The organism is Microbacterium sp. NPDC090281 (assembly GCF_044769635.1).
In the GTDB taxonomy this organism is placed as follows: Bacteria; Actinomycetota; Actinomycetes; order Actinomycetales; family Microbacteriaceae; genus Microbacterium.
Genome location: NZ_JBIVYH010000001.1, coordinates 2,179,046 through 2,197,148, shown reverse-complemented (window position 1 = coordinate 2,197,148; position 18,103 = coordinate 2,179,046). Strand labels below are relative to the sequence as shown.

The 18,103-nt window shown below is 67.1% G+C and carries 19 protein-coding genes; 8 read left to right on the top strand and 11 right to left on the bottom strand.

Features of this window, described 5'->3' with window-relative positions; all coding sequences use genetic code 11:
- Positions 1–42: 42 nt before the first annotated feature.
- Positions 43–1,020 carry a 4-hydroxy-tetrahydrodipicolinate synthase gene (gene dapA, locus ACIQTX_RS10525; RefSeq protein ID WP_402971945.1) on the bottom strand — a complete coding sequence of 326 codons (978 nt, stop codon included), beginning with the start codon at positions 1,018–1,020 and terminating at the stop codon, positions 43–45.
- A gap of 114 nt (positions 1,021–1,134) precedes the next feature.
- On the opposite strand from dapA, the gene ACIQTX_RS10520 reads away from it, so the two are divergent.
- Positions 1,135–1,686 carry an NUDIX domain-containing protein gene (locus ACIQTX_RS10520; RefSeq protein WP_402971943.1) on the top strand — a complete coding sequence of 184 codons (552 nt, stop codon included), beginning with the start codon at positions 1,135–1,137 and terminating at the stop codon, positions 1,684–1,686.
- Between the two features lie 9 nt (positions 1,687–1,695).
- Here the strand turns inward: ACIQTX_RS10520 and ACIQTX_RS10515 are convergent, their stop codons facing one another.
- From ACIQTX_RS10515 to ACIQTX_RS10505, 3 genes are read right to left on the bottom strand one after another with little or no spacing between them, the layout of a single operon-like run.
- A complete protein-coding gene (locus ACIQTX_RS10515) occupies positions 1,696–2,457 on the bottom strand; it encodes an SDR family NAD(P)-dependent oxidoreductase (protein WP_402971941.1) in 762 nt (253 codons plus the stop codon).
- On the bottom strand, positions 2,457–2,933 hold the full coding sequence (locus ACIQTX_RS10510; RefSeq protein WP_402971939.1) for a dihydrofolate reductase: 477 nt from the start codon (positions 2,931–2,933) through the stop codon (positions 2,457–2,459). Before ACIQTX_RS10510 ends, ACIQTX_RS10515 begins: the two co-directional genes overlap by 1 nt.
- Positions 2,930–3,739, bottom strand: coding sequence for a thymidylate synthase (locus ACIQTX_RS10505; RefSeq protein ID WP_402971937.1), 810 nt, complete (start codon positions 3,737–3,739; stop codon positions 2,930–2,932). Before ACIQTX_RS10505 ends, ACIQTX_RS10510 begins: the two co-directional genes overlap by 4 nt.
- 117 nt (positions 3,740–3,856) lie before the next feature.
- Here ACIQTX_RS10505 and ACIQTX_RS10500 point away from each other — a divergent pair, with 117 nt between their 5' ends.
- The 3 genes from ACIQTX_RS10500 (at position 3,857) to ACIQTX_RS10490 (ending at position 5,374) form a co-directional block, all read left to right on the top strand.
- Positions 3,857–4,267, top strand: coding sequence for a thioredoxin family protein (locus ACIQTX_RS10500; RefSeq protein ID WP_402971935.1), 411 nt, complete (start codon positions 3,857–3,859; stop codon positions 4,265–4,267).
- Between the two features lie 21 nt (positions 4,268–4,288).
- Positions 4,289–4,867: a DUF4395 domain-containing protein gene (locus tag ACIQTX_RS10495; RefSeq protein ID WP_402971933.1), complete on the top strand. Its 579-nt coding sequence runs from the start codon at positions 4,289–4,291 to the stop codon at positions 4,865–4,867.
- A gap of 81 nt (positions 4,868–4,948) precedes the next feature.
- On the top strand, positions 4,949–5,374 hold the full coding sequence (locus ACIQTX_RS10490; protein ID WP_402971931.1) for an OsmC family peroxiredoxin: 426 nt from the start codon (positions 4,949–4,951) through the stop codon (positions 5,372–5,374).
- Positions 5,375–5,389: 15 nt separating this feature from the next.
- Here the strand turns inward: ACIQTX_RS10490 and ACIQTX_RS10485 are convergent, their stop codons facing one another.
- The gene (locus ACIQTX_RS10485; RefSeq protein WP_402971929.1) at positions 5,390–5,824 is read right to left on the bottom strand and encodes a hypothetical protein; all 435 of its coding nucleotides are present in this window, start codon (positions 5,822–5,824) and stop codon (positions 5,390–5,392) included.
- Positions 5,824–6,564 (bottom strand): 4-hydroxy-tetrahydrodipicolinate reductase, encoded by a 741-nt coding sequence (gene dapB, locus ACIQTX_RS10480; protein WP_402971927.1) that lies wholly within the window; start codon positions 6,562–6,564, stop codon positions 5,824–5,826. The genes ACIQTX_RS10485 and dapB overlap by 1 nt, the downstream gene beginning before the upstream one ends.
- Positions 6,565–6,807: 243 nt before the next feature.
- Here dapB and ACIQTX_RS10475 point away from each other — a divergent pair, with 243 nt between their 5' ends.
- Positions 6,808–7,734 (top strand): patatin-like phospholipase family protein, encoded by a 927-nt coding sequence (locus ACIQTX_RS10475; protein ID WP_402971925.1) that lies wholly within the window; start codon positions 6,808–6,810, stop codon positions 7,732–7,734.
- Between the two features lies 1 nt (position 7,735).
- Here ACIQTX_RS10475 and ACIQTX_RS10470 read toward each other — a convergent pair whose 3' ends face one another.
- The 3 genes from ACIQTX_RS10470 to ACIQTX_RS10460 form a co-directional block, all read right to left on the bottom strand.
- Positions 7,736–8,338, bottom strand: coding sequence for a histidine phosphatase family protein (locus ACIQTX_RS10470; RefSeq protein WP_028502818.1), 603 nt, complete (start codon positions 8,336–8,338; stop codon positions 7,736–7,738).
- A 69-nt stretch (positions 8,339–8,407) separates the two neighbouring features.
- Positions 8,408–9,436 carry an aldo/keto reductase gene (locus tag ACIQTX_RS10465; protein ID WP_028502819.1) on the bottom strand — a complete coding sequence of 343 codons (1,029 nt, stop codon included), beginning with the start codon at positions 9,434–9,436 and terminating at the stop codon, positions 8,408–8,410.
- Positions 9,437–9,655: 219 nt separating this feature from the next.
- Positions 9,656–11,932 (bottom strand): polyribonucleotide nucleotidyltransferase, encoded by a 2,277-nt coding sequence (locus tag ACIQTX_RS10460; protein WP_028502820.1) that lies wholly within the window; start codon positions 11,930–11,932, stop codon positions 9,656–9,658.
- A 359-nt stretch (positions 11,933–12,291) separates the two neighbouring features.
- Here ACIQTX_RS10460 and ACIQTX_RS10455 point away from each other — a divergent pair, with 359 nt between their 5' ends.
- Positions 12,292–13,602: a UDP-glucose dehydrogenase family protein gene (locus tag ACIQTX_RS10455; RefSeq protein WP_402971922.1), complete on the top strand. Its 1,311-nt coding sequence runs from the start codon at positions 12,292–12,294 to the stop codon at positions 13,600–13,602.
- A gap of 19 nt (positions 13,603–13,621) precedes the next feature.
- Here the strand turns inward: ACIQTX_RS10455 and ACIQTX_RS10450 are convergent, their stop codons facing one another.
- The gene (locus tag ACIQTX_RS10450) at positions 13,622–15,562 is read right to left on the bottom strand and encodes a glycosyltransferase (protein ID WP_402971920.1); all 1,941 of its coding nucleotides are present in this window, start codon (positions 15,560–15,562) and stop codon (positions 13,622–13,624) included.
- Between the two features lie 194 nt (positions 15,563–15,756).
- Here ACIQTX_RS10450 and ACIQTX_RS10445 point away from each other — a divergent pair, with 194 nt between their 5' ends.
- Both ACIQTX_RS10445 and ACIQTX_RS10440 read left to right on the top strand, forming a co-directional pair.
- A complete protein-coding gene (locus ACIQTX_RS10445) occupies positions 15,757–16,287 on the top strand; it encodes a DedA family protein (RefSeq protein ID WP_402971918.1) in 531 nt (176 codons plus the stop codon).
- A gap of 31 nt (positions 16,288–16,318) precedes the next feature.
- Positions 16,319–16,495, top strand: coding sequence for a DUF5302 domain-containing protein (locus ACIQTX_RS10440; protein WP_181156407.1), 177 nt, complete (start codon positions 16,319–16,321; stop codon positions 16,493–16,495).
- A 60-nt stretch (positions 16,496–16,555) separates the two neighbouring features.
- On the opposite strand, the gene ACIQTX_RS10435 is transcribed toward ACIQTX_RS10440, so the two are convergent.
- Entirely contained in the window at positions 16,556–17,995 is a 1,440-nt protein-coding gene (locus ACIQTX_RS10435) for a cation:dicarboxylate symporter family transporter (RefSeq protein WP_402971916.1), read from the bottom strand.
- Positions 17,996–18,103 lie beyond the last annotated feature (108 nt).

Genomic DNA, 18,103 nt, shown 5'->3' with positions numbered 1-18,103 from the left:
AGTCGGACACTCCACGCGTCCGTTCGTTCATGGGGACGCGACTCAGCGCGTCGTGCCGTGCACCTTCGGCAGGGCACCGCCCGCAGCCGCATTGCGGTCGGGTCGGAAGTTCGAGAAGTCGGCGCCGGGGACGTTCTGGACGAGGTCGAGCTCATCTTCGATGAGCGCGGCCTCCCATTCCTCGGGGCCGACCAAGGGAAGACGGACACGCGGGCTCGAGATGCGGCCGAGCCCGTGCAGGATGTACTTCGCTGCAACGGTGCCGGGCACATGCGTCATCACCGCACGCACGAGTGGCTCGAGTCGCTTGTGTTCAGCGGTCGCCGTGGCGAGGTCGCCCGCGTTCACGGCGTCGATGATCGTGCGGTAGGGCGCAGCAGCGACGTTCGCCGTGACACCGACGAGTCCGGTGGCTCCGATCGCGAGATGCGGCAGCACGTTCGCGTCATCGCCGGAGAAGTACATCAGGTCGGTCTGGTTGAGCACGCGGCTCACCTCGGAGAAGTCTCCCTTGGCATCCTTCACAGCGAGGATGTTCGGGTGCTTCGCAAGGCGCAGGATCGTCTCGTACTTGATCGGCACACCGGTGCGGCCGGGGATGTCGTAGAGGATCACCGGCAGGTCGGTCGCGTCTGCGACCAGACGGAAGTGCGTGAGGATGCCGGCCTGCGTCGGCTTGTTGTAGTACGGCGTGACGATCATGATGCCGTCGGCGCCGGCCTTCTCGCTGGCCTTGTACAGCTCGATCGCGTGGGCGGTCTCGTTGGAGCCGCCGCCGGTGATGATCTTGGCGCGGCCGGCGGAGACGGACTTGCCGACCTCGACGAGCTTGAGCTTCTCGGGGTCGGTCAGCGTTGAGGTCTCGCCAGTCGTTCCCGTCACGACGATGCCGTCCGCGCCTGCGGTGATCACGTCATCGATGTGCTTCTCGACGGCGGGCCAATCGACTTCACCGTCGGCCGTCATCGGAGTGACGAGCGCGACGAGAACCTGTCCGAAAGGGTTGCCCGAGTGCGTCATGCACCCAGCGTATCGGTTCGAATGCCGCTCATGCTGACGTGGTGACGCGGATGAGGCCTCCGCTCATGGGGGCGATCCTGCGGTTCCAATCCAGCCGGCCCCTACGCTCGACACATGGCATGGGTGACGCGAGGATCAGAGACGAAGTACGAGAACGCCTGGATCAGCGTGCGTGAAGACCGTGTCACAGGTCCCGGTGGGGGTGATGGCATCTACGGCGTGGTCGCGATGCGGCATCCCGCAGTGTTCATCGTCGCGCTCGACGACGAGGACCGGATATGCCTCGTCACGATCGACCGTTACACCGTCGGGGTCTCCACCGAGATTCCTGCCGGCGGCAGCGATGGTGAGGATCCGCTGCAGGCTGCGCAGCGGGAGCTCCGCGAGGAGACCGGGTTCGAGGCGGGCGACTGGACCTCCCTCGGCAGCATGAGCGCTCTGAACGGTGTGGCCGAGGCGATCGAGTACGTCTTCCTCGCCCGGGATCTCCGGGCGGCCGTGACCGACGAGGATGCTGCCGAGACTCAGGCGGAAGAGGGCATCCAAGCCGTCTCGTGGGTCCCGTTCGATGAGGTGCTGGCGATGATCGCCGAAGGCACCATCACCGACGGAGAGACCATCGCCGCCATCGCAAAGGCCGCAATCCTGCTCGGCAGGTTCCGCTGAGCCCTGGGATCAGACGCGGCCGCGACGCGCGACGCCGGAGGTGAGCGAGCTGGGCAAGACGCGCGTCAGAGCCACGATCACCTTGTACCGCAACGACGGAACGGAGACTGACCTGCCGCGAGCGGCGTCACGCAGACCGGCACGCACGACATCGCGGGCATTCAGCCACATGACCCCTGGCACGCCCTCTTCGCCGACGGTGAGCCCCATGCGCTCGTGGAACGACGTATGCGTGAATCCGGGGCACAACGCCGTCACGGAAACGCCGTCCCTGGCGTACTCCGCATTCGCCCAGCGGCTGAAGCCGATGAGCCACGCCTTGCAGGCGGAGTATGTCGACCTCGAGATGAAGCCGGCGACGGACGCCACGTTGATGATGCGTCCTCCGCGTCCGCGCATGGATTGCAGGGCCGCATGCATGAGACGCATGGAAGCTTCTACGTGCAGGCGCAAGTGACGCACCTCGTCGTCGATGTCGTTGTCGGCGAACTGCAGGGGAAGACCGAACCCGGCGTTGTTCACCAGGAGATCGATGGGGTCCGCCTTGTCGCGCAGTCGCTCGGCGACCTTCTCGACTCCGGCTTCCTCAGCCAGATCGGCGGAGATGATCTCGACCGCGACGCCGTACTCACGTCGCAGCTCCGCGCCCAGAGCCTCGAGCGCATCCTCGGACCGCGAAACCAGGACGAGATCGGCGCGACGACGTGCGAGCTGGCGGGCGAATTCGGCGCCCAGCCCGGCGCTGGCTCCGGTGATGAGTGCGGTGGGCATCAGCGCTCGTATCCGAGGAAGCGGTAGCGGACGCCGGTGCGCGAGGTATGCCACTCCCCCTCGTCGACGAGGCGCCATCCGGTCTTAGCCGGAGCGTAGGCATCGCCGGCGACTTCGAGATCGAGCTCGGTGACCTCGAGCCGATCAGCATCCCCGATCACCTGTCGGAAGATCTCCGCACCGCCGATGATCCAGACCCTGTCGAGTCCGCGCACGGCTTCGGCGACAGTTGCCGCTCGGCGCGCGCCCTCCTCGGACCAGTCCTGCTGTCGGGTCACGACGATGTTGTCGCGGCCGGCGAGCGGCCGGAAGCGCTCCGGGAGGGAGTCCCAGGTCTTGCGCCCCATCACGACGGGAGCGCCGAGGGTGACCTCTTTGAAATGAGCCAGGTCTTCCGGCACGTGCCAGGGCATCCCGCCCTCAGCACCGATCACGCCACCGTCCGCCTCGGCCCAGATCAACCCGACCCAGGTCATACCGCCACCGCCGCCCTGATCGACGCGTGATGCTGATAGTTCTCCACGACGAAGTCCTCGTAGCGGTAGTCGAGGATCGATTCCGGCTTCCGTGCGAAACGCAGCGTCGGATACTCGTACGGCTCGCGGCTGAGCTGCTCACGCACCTGCTCGACGTGATTGTCGTACACGTGGCAGTCGCCGCCCGTCCAGACGAAGTCTCCGGGCTCGAGGCCGACCTGTTGGGCGATCATCATCGTGAGCAGCGCATACGAGGCGATGTTGAACGGCACCCCGAGGAACATGTCGGCGCTGCGCTGGTAAAGCTGGCAGGAGAGCTTGCCGTCAGCGACGTAGAACTGGAACAGGGCATGGCAGGGGGCGAGTGCCATGTCGGGGATGTCGGCCGGATTCCAGGCCGACACGATGAGCCGTCGGGAGTCGGGCGAGCGACGGATCTGCTCGATCACCTCGGACAGCTGGTCGATGCTCCCGCCGTCCGGCTTCGGCCACGACCGCCACTGCACCCCGTAGACAGGGCCGAGATCGCCGGACTCATCTGCCCACTCATCCCAGATCGTCACGCCGTTCTCGCGAAGCCAGCCCACGTTGGAGTCACCCTGCAGGAACCAGAGGAGCTCGTACGCGATCGACTTGAAGTGCACGCGCTTCGTGGTGATGAGCGGGAATCCCTTCGACAGGTCGAAACGGATCTGCCGGCCGAAGACACTCGTCGTGCCGGTCCCGGTGCGATCGGACTTGTGCGTGCCGGTCTCCAGCACGTCACGGAGCAGGTCTTCATAAGGAGTCGGGACGGCTGCGCTCATGACAGCCACGATACCTTCCCCACCCGCGCCAGGGGCGATGCCCCTCCCGCACGGACAGGTTCGTCATGGTCGGAAACATCGGCCCGCACGCCCCGTCGGGCGACGTACTCTCGACCCATGTCACCCGTGCTCGCCCTCGGGATCGCCGCAGCGCTCCTCGCGCTCGCCACGGTCGTCGGCGTCGTGCTGCGCCGCCGCGATGGACGCCGACGCTCCGGCGGGACGCTCCGGTTCGATCCACTGGATGCCGCCACAGAACTCGGTTCGCATGCGACCCTGGTGCAGTTCAGCACCGAGATGTGCGCGCGGTGCCCGCAGGTGAGGCGCTTGCTCGGCACCTATGCAGCGGACCACGACGGGCTCCGTCACGTGGAGGTGGATCTCACTCACCGCCCCGATCTCTCGGCACGCTACAAGGTGCTGCAGACTCCGACGACCTTCGTCGTCGACAGGGCGGGAGCCGTCCGCGCCCGATTCCACGGCGTTCCACACCGGCACGCCCTCACCGAAGCCATCGCCGCCATCTGAGGCGCGAGATCTGGAGCACGCATGAGCACTCCCGCAGGCATCGATCCGCGCGGCCCCCGCTTCGCGGCCACCATCACGGCCGTCCTGCTGCTGGTGGCGACATTCCTGGCGCTGATCGGCATCTCGACCGAGCGGGCCGGCACCGCCACATTCGGCTGGTTCGCCTATCAACCTCTGGCGGATGCCTCCTTCACGCCCACCGGGTGGGCGATCTCATCGGCTTCTGTCGGTCAGCGGGCCCTCGACCCGGGCTTCCTGCTCACGGTCGTCATCGCTCTCCTGTTCCTGTGGGGCGTCACCGCACCGCGGACAGCTCCCTGGGCCGTCGCGTTCCGCACGCTCATCCGACCCCGCCTCGCACCGCCGTCGGAGCTAGAGGACCCTCGTCCTCCGCGGTTCTCCCAGGGCGTCGGGCTGTTCGTCGTCGGCATCGGCCTCGTACTGCACCTCCTGGGGGTTCCGTGGGCACTCCCGATCGCCACGGCTGCCGCGTTCATCGCTGCGTTCCTCAACGCCGCTTTCGCGTTCTGCCTGGGCTGCCAGCTCTACCTCCTGCTGCAGCGCGCCGGCGTCGTCGGTCGTGAGGCCACCGCGTCCTGAGCGCTGTTCCCCCACCGGCGGGCGCTCGCTAGGCTGGCCACGAGTCGCCGCTGCACCCGCAGAGCGAGAACCGGAGGAATCATGCCCGTCACCAGCGAAGCCGCCAGCACCTGGACCGGATCGCTCATGGAGGGATCCGGCACCGTCGCGTTCTCGTCGTCGAAACTCGGCACCTTCCCGATCGACTGGAAGGCTCGCAGCGAGGGCAGCGATACGACGACCACGCCGGAAGAGCTCATCGCAGCTGCGCACGCATCCTGCTTCAGCATGGCTCTCTCGCACGCGCTGGCCGAGAACGGGACTCCGCCGGAACGTGTGAACACGACGGCATCGGTCACTTTCAAGCCCGGCGTCGGCATCACCGGCAGTCACCTCAACGTCAACGCGACCGTCCCGAATCTGACGCCCGAGGCTTTCCAGGAGATCGCGAACGGCGCCAAGACCGGTTGCCCGGTCTCGCAGGCGCTCGCGGGTATCGAGATCACCCTCGAGGCGACCCTCGCCTGAACACTCCTGTCAGGGTCAGCGGCGCGAGAGGCTGATGGCCTCGCGGATGCTGGCCCTGGCGTCTTTGCGGCGTCCGGCGGCGTCTTGGACAACGCCCAATCGATAGCGCGCGCGCCAGTCATCGCCCGCTGAATCAGCTTCAGCCGTGTACCGCGCGATGAGTGCATCCGCGTCAGCGCGAGCGATGCGTCCGCTCGGCGTCAGCTCCGTCTCGACCGGGGGCATCCCGCTCTCCGCATCGAGCAGGCGTCCGAGACGATCCGCACCGAAGCCGAACATCATCTCCCGCACCAGTGCCCAGGCCCCGATCGGAGCGAGCACGACGAGGGTGATGCCCATGCCGATGGAGATGGGCGAGCCGACCGAGATGAACATCACCGCGAGCCAGATCGCGACGGCGAGATAGACGAGCAGCGCCGCGGCCATCAGGCCGACGCCGATACGCGACATCACGACCGGATGCCGATGTCGATCATGTGCTCGAGGCCGACGACCACGCCGGTGGCCTTCAACGCGAACGGCACGGAGAGCCGGATGCCCGGCGCATAGGCGAGCGCCGAGTCGGTCGTGTCGTGCGTGAACGTGAGCGACTCGCCGGGCCCCGAGAGGATGACCTCCTGCTTGGCCACGACCCCGGGACGACGCAGCGAGTGGATCGGAACGCTGCCGACCTGCTGGCCTCGGGCGCGCTGATCCGCATGCGGTGCGCTGACCGGTCCCTGCTCCGCACGGGCCGCGGCGATCAGCTCCGCGGTGCGAACCGCCGTGCCACTGGGAGAGTCGATCTTCGTCTCGCGGTGCGCTTCGATGATCTCGGCGGATCCGAAGAACGGTGCCGCCGCCGCCGCCAGAGCCGAGCCGAGAACAGAGCCGAGCGAGAAGTTGGGGATGAAGACCGCTCCGGTACCCGCTGCTTCGACGAGAGGACGCACCAGGGCGATCCGCTCCGCTGACCACCCCGACGTCGCGACCAGCACATTGATGCCACGCTCCACGGCGGCGCGGACGACCTCGATGCTCACCTGAGGGGTCGAAGCGTCGACCACGAGGTCTGCGCCTTGAAGTTCGGAGAGATCGCTAGACGAGGTCAGCACACGGGTCACCTCGAACCCCTCGAGCTCATCGATCACCGCACCGATGATCGTGCCGAGCTTCCCGGTTCCGCCGACGAGTGCTACCTGCGTAGTCATGCGTTCAGTCTATTTCGCGGGCAGCCGGGTCTGGCCCGGGGCGCGCGGGCCTGGCGCAGTCCGGAACCTCCCTCGATCCCCGACGTCATGCGACGTGATACCGTTCCGAGGTCGCGATCCATCGTCTGGAGGTGAGTCCCATGAACGCAGTATCCCTGATGGGTGCTCCCTCTCTTCACACTCTCGCGCGACGCCGGTAGTCGAGATCGGGAGCCCCGCCACGCATTCGCGAAAGGCACTCCCATGAACAACACCTTCTCTCCCTCCTCTTCCACGAATGAGGGAAACACGACACAGCGCGCGCTCGTCCTCGGCGGAGGCGGCTCAGCGGGCAACGCCTGGCTGATCGGCGTGGTCGCCGGCCTCGCGGATGCCCGACTCGACGCGAACGCCGCCGATCTGATCGTCGGCACGTCTGCCGGAGCGACCGCAGCGGCCCAGATCACCGGTACTTCACCGGCTCAGTTGTTCCACGACGTCATCTCCAGCGCTGTGAGTCCACACGCGACCCCGAGCGGACGTGCGACGGCGCGCGGCCAGAGCGGTTCGGCCGCAGCTCACCTGGAGCGGACTCAACGAATCATCGACGCCTCACGAGACGTCGAGGACATGCGCCGCAGGATGGGGGCGGCGGCGATCGAGCTGGCCACTACGTCCGCAGGCGCCGGACAGCGATGGCGAGAGACCGTCGCGGCGCGGCTGCCACGCCCCGAGTGGCCGGAGCAGCGGATACTCATCACCGCGGTCGATGCCTCAACCGGTGAGCCCGTCGTGTTCGACCGGTTCAGCGGTGTCGCCCTCGTTGACGCCGTGGCCGCCAGTTGCGCCAGCGGATTCGCCTACGACGTCGGTGCGTCACGGTACATCGACGGTGGCTACCGCGCCAATGCCGAGAATGCCGACCTCGCGCTCGGATACAGGAAGGTCCTGATATTTGCACCCTTCGGAGGGGCGTCGAGGATGCCCGTCACGTGGGGCACCCATCTGTCCGCTCAGATCGACCGTCTGCGTTCGCAGGGCAGCAGTGTGCGGACCATCTTTCCGGACGACGAATCACGCGGCGCATTCGGTGAGAACGTGATGGACCCGTCGACGCGCGTGCCTACCGCTCAAGCGGGCTTCCGCCAAGGTCGAGCCGCGGCGGTGGCACTCACCGACTTCTGGGAGTGACTCAGACCAGAAGCGCGTCGGGGATCCCGGTACGCAGCTCCACCGGAAGGTGACCGGTGTCATTGTGGGTGAGGAGCGTCCACGGACGCCCCTGCTTCTGAGCGATGACCGTGAGCCCGCAGTGCGACTGGTTCAGGGTCATCCACCGCCATTCCGGAGCAGCGAGCACCTCGCGGACGAACCAGGAGATCACGAAGTTGTGCGTGATCAGCACCTCGTGCACGTCGCCGGTCTTGCGCACGAGGAACTCGTTGACGGCGTCAGACATCTGCGCGCGTCCTGCTTCGATCTCGGCCTCCGTCACCGAACCGAAGAACGGCTCGAACACCGAGGGAGTCTCCTCTGTCATCCCGGTTGGCACGCAGTCGAAGAGGAGCGCGGTCGGCTCGGGGTCGACCGACGGCAGGCGTGCAGCGATCGCGCGGGCCGTCTCGTTGGCACGCAGCAACGGCGAATGCCAGACGGCGTCGAGCGGGAGCCCGGAGAGCCGGTCGGCGATCAGCTCGGCCTGACGCTGTCCTCGCGGCGAGAGGGGTCCGTCGGCGAGACCGTGCTCTGCATCCTGATGTTCACCATGTCTGACCAGATATATGTAGTGCGTCACAACTCGCTCGCTTCATCGCCAGCATCCGCCGGGCCTCCCTTCCACCCTATGTCACAGGTGGAAGGATGCTCAGTTGCCTGCCCGGGTCAACTCAGCGACCTGGCTTCGCGAGAGCGAGACCCCCGCGCCCTGCATGAGCTCGTCGACATGATCGGTTGCGAAAGCGTTCACGATGGGCGCTGCGACCGTGCGCTGAGCGAGCAGCCAGGCCACGGACACGGCGGCCACGGGAACCGCGAGCTCTTCAGCAACCTGATCGAGCGCGCGCAGAATCTTGATGCCGCGCCTGTTCAGGTGGCCGCGCAACTGCTCGCCACGAACGCCGCGGGATGTGAGCGCCTTGTTGCGGTGGCGACCGGACAGGAACCCGTGCTCGAGCGCGTGCGACGGCGTGACCGCCAAGTGCTGCGCACCGGCCACGAGACGAAGGTCACCTTCGAAGGGCTGGCGCCTGATGAGGTTGTACGGCGCGTCGATCACCTGGATGCGCGGATAGCCGGCCGCGGCGAGGATCCGAGCCTCGACGAGACGCTCCGGCGCGAAACCGAATGCTCCCAGGGCGCCGATCTTGCCGGCATCGGTGAGCCATTCGACAGTCGCCAGCGTGTCTTCGAGATTCGTGGTCGCATCGAGAGTGGCGTCAAGGTACAGGACATCGATGCGGTCGACGCCGAGCCTCGTCAACGAGCCCTCCACGGCACGGACGAGGTTGACCGAGCCGAGGCCCGGATTGTCGGCGTGGGCTCCGATGCGAACGCTCAGAAGCGCTCGATCGCGACGACCGCGGGAACGTAGCCACTGTCCGATGATGTGCTCGCTGCGCCCGCCGGAGAATCCGTCGGCCGTGTGGATCGCGTTGCCGCCGAACTCCACGTAGCGATCGAGGATGCCGTGACTCGTCTCGAGGTCGACGTTCCAGCCGAACTCCGCGGCACCCAGCATCAGCGGGAATGTCTCGAATCCGGTCTCGCCGAGCGAGACGCGGATGGTTTCTCCTATGCCGGGCCCGACGATCGGAATCGGCGCGGACGGATGCTCCGCCCCCTCGTGCTGGGCGCGTTCTGCGGACGCCCCTGCGCCTACGCTGAACAACCGCATACTCTCTCACCCCCGCGTCGGTCGGTGCGTACCGACCTGCGTACCTGCTGGATCCTGCACCCCCCGGTGCGTACTTCGAGGGTAAGCGACATCTGCGAACCTCCCGACCATTCCAGGGAACGGCGCGGAAACGTCCGATAACGATTCGGTCACATCGAAGACGACAGAACCCGGGCCCGCCCTGTGCGGACGGACCCGGGTTCGGTTGGAGCGTCGCGCTTACTCGGCTGCAGCGTCCTCTGCGGGGGCTGCATCAGCGGCAGCCGCGTCATCGAGCACAGGCTCGAGGGACAGCTTGCCGCGGTCGTCGATCTTCGTGATCTTCACGAGGATCTTCTGGCCGACCGAGAGAACGTCGTCGACGTTCTCGACACGCTTGCCACCGGCGAGCTTGCGCACCTCGGTGACGTGCAGCAGGCCGTCCTTGCCCGGAAGCAGCGAGACGAACGCACCGAAGGTGGCGATCTTCACGACGGTGCCGAGGAACTGCTCCCCGATCTCCGGGTTGGTGGGGTTGGCGATCGCGTTGACCTGGGCACGGGCGGCCTCAGCCGAAGGGCCGTCGGTCGCGCCGATGTAGACGGTGCCGTCCTCCTCGATGGAGATCTGTGCACCGGTCTCGTCCTGGATCGCGTTGATCGTCTTGCCCTTCGGGCCGATCAGCTCGCCGATCTTGTCGACCGGGATCTGCACGCTGATGACGCGAGGCGCGGTCGGCGCCATCTCGTCAGGAGCGTCGATCGCGGCGTTCAGCACGTTGAGGATCGTCAGACGAGCATCGCGGGCCTGGGTGAGCGCACCGGCGAGAACCGAGGTCGGGATGCCGTCGAGCTTCGTGTCGAGCTGGATGGCGGTGATGAACTCACCGGTACCGGCGACCTTGAAGTCCATGTCGCCCAGCGCATCTTCTGCACCGAGGATGTCGGTGAGCGCCGCGTAGCGGGTCTCACCGTTGACCTCATCGGACACGAGTCCCATCGCGATACCGGCGACGGGAGCGCGCAGCGGCACACCCGCGTTCAGCAGCGACAGGGTCGACGCGCAGACGGAGCCCATCGACGTGGAGCCGTTGGAGCTCAGCGCCTCGGAGACCTGACGGATCGCGTACGGGAACTCCTCGCGGCTCGGCAGCACCGGCACGAGCGCGCGCTCGGCGAGGAAGCCGTGCCCGATCTCGCGACGCTTCGGCGAACCGACACGGCCGGTCTCACCGGTCGAGTAGGGCGGGAAGTTGTAGTGGTGCATGTAGCGCTTGCTCGTCGTGGGCGACAGCGAGTCGATCTGCTGCTCCATCTTGAGCATGTTCAGCGTGGTGATACCCAGGATCTGAGTCTCGCCGCGCTGGAAGATCGCCGAACCGTGCACGCGCGGGATGACCTGCACCTCGGCATCGAGCGGGCGGATGTCCGCAAGTCCACGACCGTCGATACGAGCGCCCTCGGTGAGGATGCGTCCGCGGACGATCCTCTTCGTGACGGACTTGTACGCGGCGGAGAACTCGAGCGGAGCCGCGGCCGGGAGCGAACCCGCCTCGGTGGCTTCGATGAGCTCTGCCTTGACGCGGTCCTTGATCGCATCGTCAGCGGTCTGACGCTCGACCTTGTCGGCGATCTGGTAGACATCGCTGAGCTCGGCGAACGCGCGCTCGGAGACGAAGCTGTAGACCTCTTCCGAGTACGGCAGGAAGACCGGGTACACACCCGGCTCCTTCGACGAAGTCGCTGCGAGCTCGGCCTGAGCCTTGACGAGCTGGGCGATGAACGGCTTCGAGGCCTCGAGGCCCTGGGCCACGATCTCCTCGTTCGGCTTGGTGGCGCCGGCCTTGATCAGGTTCCAGCTTCCCTCGGTGGCCTCGGCCTCGACCATCATGATCGCGACGTCTTCCGTGCCATCGGCCTTCGTGACGACGCGACCGGCGACGATCAGGTCGAACACGGCCTCTGCGACCTGCTCGGCCGTGGGGAACGCGACCCACTGGTCGGCGTGCTCGCCGTGACCCGGGATGAACGCGAGACGCACACCGGCGACGGGACCCGAGAACGGCAGACCCGAGATCTGGGTCGACGCAGACGCGGCGTTGATCGCGAGAGCGTCGTAGAACTCGCCCGGAGCGATCGAGAGGACGGTGATGACGATCTGGACCTCGTTGCGCAGGCCGTCGACGAACGACGGACGCAGCGGACGGTCGATCAGACGGCAGACGAGGATCGCCTCGGTGGAGGGGCGGCCCTCACGACGGAAGAACGAGCCGGGGATCTTGCCGGCAGCGTAGGAGCGCTCCTCGACGTCGACCGTCAGCGGGAAGAAGTCGAAGCCCTCGCGCGGGTGCTTGCCTGCGCTGGTGGCCGAGAGGAGCATGGTCTCGCCGTCGAGGTACGCGGCGACTGCGCCCTGAGCCTGCTGCGCGAGGCGGCCGGTCTCGAAGCGGATGGTGCGGGTGCCGAAGCGGCCGTTGTCGAGAACGGCCTCGGTGGCGGTGATTTCAGGACCTTCCAAGAGGTCTCTCCTTCTTTGTTTAGACTCGCGAATCCATGTGACGCGCGAGCGTGTTCAAAGGAGCTGATCGGAAGGGTTCGGGCGCGCGGGCACTCCCGCGAATCTCGCCTGCGCTGGCCACCAGTAGAAAGCCACCCGACATCCGCCGAGGAACCCACCACAGGGGACCAGCTTCTCCGCCGATCGCTCCATGAGTCGATATGAAGTTATGCAGTTGACACACGTCAACCTCATCCACCCTACCAGCGCAGAACTGGAATCCTGCGTGTCCACGCACTCCGCGGATCGGACATGCGCCGGTCACGGCCCGTTCACGCAACGGATGCCGCATGGTGAGGGGCATCCGCTGTCCTGAGTTCATGCGCATGTCTGTGATCGGCTGCGGGTACCTCGGTGCCGTGCACGCCGCAGCAATGGCCTCGATCGGACACGACGTCATCGGCATCGATGTCGATGAACAGAAGGTCGCGATGCTGGCAATAGGCACGGCGCCGTTCTTCGAGCCTCAGCTGTCGGAACTGCTCTCGGACGGTCTGAGAAAGGGACGACTGCGGTTCAGCAGCCTGATGTCGGATGCCGTCGGCTGTGACGTGCACTTCGTCGCGGTCGGCACGCCGCAGGTGCCCGGCGGTCACGCCGCAGATCTGAGATACGTCGACGCCGCGATCGACGCGCTGCTGCCTCACCTGCGCCCCGGCGATGTGATCGCCGGGAAGTCCACCGTGCCGGTCGGCACCGCTGCGCGAATCGCTGGGCGACTGGTCGACACCGGAGCGACGCTCGTCTGGAACCCCGAGTTCCTTCGCGAGGGATGGGCGGTGCACGACACTCTGACGCCGGATCGACTCGTGGTAGGCGCGGAATCCGACGCGGCGGGCGAGCGGGCCGTCGGCGTGCTCCGTCAGGTGTACGCGTCGGCCGTCGAGTCGGGAACCCCCTTCCTGGTGACCGACCTCGCAACGGCAGAGCTCGTCAAAGGCGCAGCCAACGCATTCCTCGCCACCAAGATCTCGTTCATCAACGCGATGGCGGAGATCGCTGAGGCCTCGGGCGCGGATGTCGCACTTCTCGCCGATGCGCTCGGCCACGACACACGGATCGGACGACGCTACCTCGGCGCGGGCATCGGTTTCGGCGGGGGCTGCCTTCCGAAGGACATCAGGGCCTTCGCCGCACGAGCAGAGGAGCTCGGGCGCGGTGAGGCGGTCGGCTTCCTCCGCGAGGTCGACACGATCAACCTCCGGCGCCGCGAACGCGCCGTCCAACTGGTGGTGGATGCACTGGGCGGCCTCGTGTTCGGACGCCGGATCGCGGTCCTGGGCGCCGCGTTCAAACCTTTCAGCGACGACATCAGAGACTCCCCCGCGCTGGATGTCGCCGTGCGCCTGCGCGGACTGGGGGCGGACGTCGTCGTCACCGATCCGGCCGCGATCGACAACGCCGCAGCCGCCCACCCTCAGCTCGGCTACGCGCGCGACCGTGACGACGCGCTGCGGGAGGCGGATGCGGTCGTCGTGGTCACGGAATGGGACGAGTACCGGCGCGACCTCTCCCCGGAGCATGCCGGTGGTCTCGTGCGAGGCCGCATCATCATCGACGGCCGCAACTGCCTGGACTCCGCGACATGGCGCGCAGCCGGCTGGCAGTACCACGGCATGGGCCGACGCTGACGGCTCCGACCCGAAGGCGTCAGCGGGCGAGCGCGCCCCTGGCCGCCGCCGAGCGACCGAGGTAGACGTAGTCGTCATGCTTCGCCGTGCGGCCATCCCCTGCTGCACGACCATGCAGGCGACGCCATACCCACGGCAGCGCGTGTCGGCGCCACCACACCCCCGCTCCGATCGACTCGTGCTCGTGCATGGCCGCATCCAAGGCTCCGAGCGCGTCGGCGTCCGGCACCCCGAGCATCTGTCCCGCCCGATAGGCCAGGAACCGATGGCCCCGGCTGCTCAGATGCACGAGATCTTCTCCCCAGTTCGGCCGTTCGGCCAGGGAGGGGTGCAGATCCGTGTCGATCAGGAAGGCTCCGGTACGCGCGGCGATGCCCGTCAGCGCAGTGGCGAAAGCGGCGAACCGCCGCGTGTAGATGAAGGCAGCACGGCGACCCGGGAGGAACGGCGTCACCAGAAGCACGTCGGCGCCGATCCCCCGCAACGTCCGCACCGTGCCTTCCAGCTCCGCGGCGAGCGCCGCGACATCGACCCGGCGTTTGACCAGGTCGTTGGCCCCGATCAGGATCGACACGAGGTCGGGACTCAACTCGATGGCCCGCTCCAGCTGGATGCCCGACACGTCACGCACGCGCTTCGATCGGATCGCGAGGTTCGCATAGTGCAGCCCTCCCCGCGCGGCGAGAAGCAAAGCGAGGCGATCGGCCCAGCCACGCAACGCTCCGTCCGGCGCCGGGTCGCACAGCCCTTCGGTCAGAGAGTCTCCCATCGCGACGTAGCGGTGCCACCGGCGGGCGGCGACCGGAGCGGATGGCTCGGGACGGACGATGCGGCGAGCGCGGGCACGGGAATCCGCCCGATGCAGGATCCGCGCCTCCTCGAAATGATCGAGGAGCTGGTCGCACACGCTCTCCCAGCTGCGGCCCTCGACTGCCTCGCGGCCGGCTTCACCGAAAGCCCGCCGCTTGCGGGCATCGCCCGCGAGGTCTATGATCCGCATTCGCAGGTCTTCGAGGTCACCCGGCTTGTACAGCCATCCGTCGATCCCCATCCGTACGAGGTCGAGGGGGCCGCCGCGCCCGGTCGCGATCACAGGCACCCCGCTGGCGTGTGCTTCCTGAAGGGTCTGTCCGAAGGTCTCGCTCTCCCCCGGGTGCACGAACAGATCGAACGATGCCATCGCTGCGGCGAGCGCCGTGCCGTCGAGATGCCCGAGGAACAGGGCTTCCGGGAGCAGGCTCTCAAGTCTGGCTCTGCTGGGTCCGTCGCCGACGATGACCAGGCGGGTTCCGGGGATGTTCTGCAGGACCGAGAGGTCTTCGACCTGCTTCTCGGGTGCGAGGCGACCTACGTACCCGATCACGACGTCTGTACCCCACTCGGAGCGGAGCAGGGGATCGTGACGGGACGGCTGGAAGCGTTCGGCGTCGACGCCTCTCCCCCAGCGTCGCACCCTGTCCACACCGAGCAGGGCCAGTTGCTGAGCCGCGTCGGCGGATGGGGCCAGCGTCATCGTGGCGCGCCGATGCAACCGGGCGATGTGGGTCTGGGCGATGCCGGTCGTCGCGGCGACCCGATAGCGCTCGGTGTACGCGGCCACGTCGGTCTGGTAGGCGGCGACCGCGGGGAGGTCGAGCCGCTCGGCTGCCAGCACACCCCGCCATCCCAACGCGAAGGGTGAGGCGAGATGCACGACGTCGGGCTGGAACCGACCGAGGGAGGCGGCGATGCGGTGGGCGCTCGACGTGCCCACTCGCACGTGCCGGTATCCCGGCAGCGCGAGGCTCGGAATGGCCTCGATGCGTGCGCCGCTGATCTCTGCCGGGACGCCAATCGCGGCTGGGGCGATGACGTGGGCCTCGTGCCCCCGTCGTTCGAGGTGTCGCAGGATCTGCAGCACCGAACCGGTGACGCCGTTCATGTGCGGAAGGAAGGACTCGGTGACGATCGCGACTCTCACAGCCTCAGGATGACGGTGGCTGGAGCCTTTTTTCGCCGTAAACGGCCTCCGGCACCGGATGTTCACCTGATGCTGGATCGCGGGTCACCGGTTATCCGTTCGTTGGTTCCCGTTCACCCTCTGCAGGCACTGTGGAGGGTGTGCCGACGGATCTGCTGACCGAATCGCTCACGAGCCCGTGGAGCCTGGTACTGATGAGCGCGTTGGTGGTCGGCGATGCGTTCTTCGTCGTGGTGCCGGGCGAAGTCGCGGTGACCGCGCTCGGCGCTCTCTCCGTGACATCGGGCTCCCCGCCGCTCTGGGCTGTCGTCGCCTGCGCAGCGGCAGCCGCGACTGTCGGAGACGCCTGCTGCTACCTGATCGGACGGCTGGTAGGCACCGAGCGCTGGCGGTGGATGCGTATGCCTCGGGTGCAGCAGGCTCTGGGGTGGGCGCGAGGCCGGTTGGACGGCGGCATGGCCACTGTGCTGTTCACTGCCAGGTTCGTGCCGTTCGCGCGGCTCGCGATCAACCTGGTCGCCGGAGCCTCGCGCATCCACCCGCCGCGCTATCTCGCCCTGGTCGCCATCGCAGCTACCGGATGGGCGCTGTATCAGGCGGCCGTCGGCGCCATGGTCGCAGCGTTCCTCCCCGGTGGCCCTCTCGTCGCCGTGCCTGTCTCGATCCTCCTCGCCGTCGGGCTCGGCATGCTGATCGACGTTTGTGTACGACGCACCAGAGGGTGACCCGCCCCACCACGTGCTCTAGGCTCGGGACATGAGCACCGAAGAAGGCGCCACCTCCTCCGAGGAGATGAAGCGCAAGTTCAAGGAAGCGCTCGAGAAGAAGAACGCGCACCACCGGCAGGGCGAGGCACACCTCGACGGCGACTCCGCCGTGCACAGTGCCAACGCCCCGCAGACCCGGCGCGAGTTCCGACGCAAGAGCGGTTGACCGCGTGGATGCGGGAGCCGGCTTCACCGGACTCCCGCATCCCTCTTTCACTCTTCCTCGTCAGACGCGATCTGCGCGGGCTCGTGCCCGCTGCTCCTTGGCCGCCATCTCGGTGACGGCCGCCTCTCGAAGCTCCTGGACGTCGGCGGCCTGCGCAGCGTCTACCGTTCCGTGCGCGTCGACCCCATCCAGCAGCGACTCGTCGAACGGCAGCTCCCCGCTGAGCACCCGGCGCACTCGATCCCTGTCGATCTGCTTCGTCCAGGTGCCGATCAGCAGAGTGGCCACGGCGTTTCCGGTGAAGTTGGTGAGGGCACGCCCCTCAGACATGAAGCGGTCGATCCCCACGATCACGCCGACGCCGTCGACCAGATCGGGGCGGTAGGCCTGGAGCCCGCCGGCCAGGGTGGCAAGGCCTGCACCCGTGACACCGGCCGCCCCCTTGCTCGCGATGATCATGAAGACCAGCAGACCGATCTGCTCGCCGATCGACATCGGCTGCCCCATTCCCGTGGCGATGAACAGCGACGCCATCGTCAGGTAGATCGCCGTGCCGTCGAGGTTGAACGAGTACCCGGTCGGAACGGTGATGCCGACGACAGGCTTGGAGACGCCGACGAACTCCATCTTCGCGATCAAGCGCGGGAGGGCGGATTCCGAGGAGGAGGTGCCGACGATCAGCAGGTACTCCCGCGCGAGGTACTTCATGAGAGCGAAGATGTTCACCCTCGTCACCGTCCACAGCAGCACCCCCAGGATCACCACGATGAACAGGATGCAGGTGATGTAGAAGGCGACCATCAGGGTGCCGAGGCTCCAGATCGCCGCGATGCCCGTCTTCCCGACCACCGCTGCGATCGCACCGAACGCGCCGATCGGTGCGAGCCACAGGATCATGCCGAGGATGCGGAACACCAGCTTCTGCAGCTGCTTGACCGCTTCCATGATCGGTGCACCGCGCTCGCCGAGACCCTGCAGCGCGAAGCCGACGAGCAGCGCGATGAACAGCACCTGCAGCACGCTCTCGCCGGTGAAGGCCGAGAAGAACGTAGTCGGGATGATGCCGAGGATGAACTCCTGTGTCGTCTTGGCCTCCGCCTCGACCGCGTCATACGTCGACGAGGCCATGTCGAGGCCCGCACCCGGGTGGATGATGTTGCCGACGACGAGACCGATCGCGAGCGCGAAGGTAGACATCACCATGAAGTACAGCAGCGCGAGTCCGCCGATCTTGCCGACCGTGGCCGCTTTGGCGATCGATCCCACCCCCACCACGATCGTGCAGAAGATGATCGGCGCGATCATCATCTTGATCAGGGCGACGAACCCCTTGCCCAGCGGCTCGAAGGCCTGGCCGACCTCCGGCCACACGAGCCCGACCACCGCGCCCAGCACGACCGCCAGCAACACCGACACATACAGCCAGGTGTGCCGGTCCCACGATTGCTTCCCTCTCCGCCAGTTGAACTTCGGCAGTGAGAATCCTGTTGTGAGCGCCATCGCGTCCTCCTCGATCATCGACGTCTTCGTCTTGGTGGGCGGCTCCCGTGCCGCCGATCGGATCTCACGTTCTCCGACTTCACGCTTCGAGGCGAGTTGTGGTCGTAT

Coding starts and splice junctions, on each gene's coding strand:
- dapA (WP_402971945.1), bottom strand. CDS start 1,020: ATGACGCACTCGGGCAACCCTTTCGGACAGGTTCTCGTCGCGCTCGTC.
- ACIQTX_RS10520 (WP_402971943.1), top strand. CDS start 1,135: ATGGCATGGGTGACGCGAGGATCAGAGACGAAGTACGAGAACGCCTGG.
- ACIQTX_RS10515 (WP_402971941.1), bottom strand. CDS start 2,457: ATGCCCACCGCACTCATCACCGGAGCCAGCGCCGGGCTGGGCGCCGAA.
- ACIQTX_RS10510 (WP_402971939.1), bottom strand. CDS start 2,933: ATGACCTGGGTCGGGTTGATCTGGGCCGAGGCGGACGGTGGCGTGATC.
- ACIQTX_RS10505 (WP_402971937.1), bottom strand. CDS start 3,739: ATGAGCGCAGCCGTCCCGACTCCTTATGAAGACCTGCTCCGTGACGTG.
- ACIQTX_RS10500 (WP_402971935.1), top strand. CDS start 3,857: ATGTCACCCGTGCTCGCCCTCGGGATCGCCGCAGCGCTCCTCGCGCTC.
- ACIQTX_RS10495 (WP_402971933.1), top strand. CDS start 4,289: ATGAGCACTCCCGCAGGCATCGATCCGCGCGGCCCCCGCTTCGCGGCC.
- ACIQTX_RS10490 (WP_402971931.1), top strand. CDS start 4,949: ATGCCCGTCACCAGCGAAGCCGCCAGCACCTGGACCGGATCGCTCATG.
- ACIQTX_RS10485 (WP_402971929.1), bottom strand. CDS start 5,824: ATGTCGCGTATCGGCGTCGGCCTGATGGCCGCGGCGCTGCTCGTCTAT.
- dapB (WP_402971927.1), bottom strand. CDS start 6,564: ATGACTACGCAGGTAGCACTCGTCGGCGGAACCGGGAAGCTCGGCACG.
- ACIQTX_RS10475 (WP_402971925.1), top strand. CDS start 6,808: ATGAACAACACCTTCTCTCCCTCCTCTTCCACGAATGAGGGAAACACG.
- ACIQTX_RS10465 (WP_028502819.1), bottom strand. CDS start 9,436: ATGCGGTTGTTCAGCGTAGGCGCAGGGGCGTCCGCAGAACGCGCCCAG.
- ACIQTX_RS10455 (WP_402971922.1), top strand. CDS start 12,292: ATGCGCATGTCTGTGATCGGCTGCGGGTACCTCGGTGCCGTGCACGCC.
- ACIQTX_RS10445 (WP_402971918.1), top strand. CDS start 15,757: ATGAGCGCGTTGGTGGTCGGCGATGCGTTCTTCGTCGTGGTGCCGGGC.
- ACIQTX_RS10440 (WP_181156407.1), top strand. CDS start 16,319: ATGAGCACCGAAGAAGGCGCCACCTCCTCCGAGGAGATGAAGCGCAAG.
- ACIQTX_RS10435 (WP_402971916.1), bottom strand. CDS start 17,995: ATGGCGCTCACAACAGGATTCTCACTGCCGAAGTTCAACTGGCGGAGA.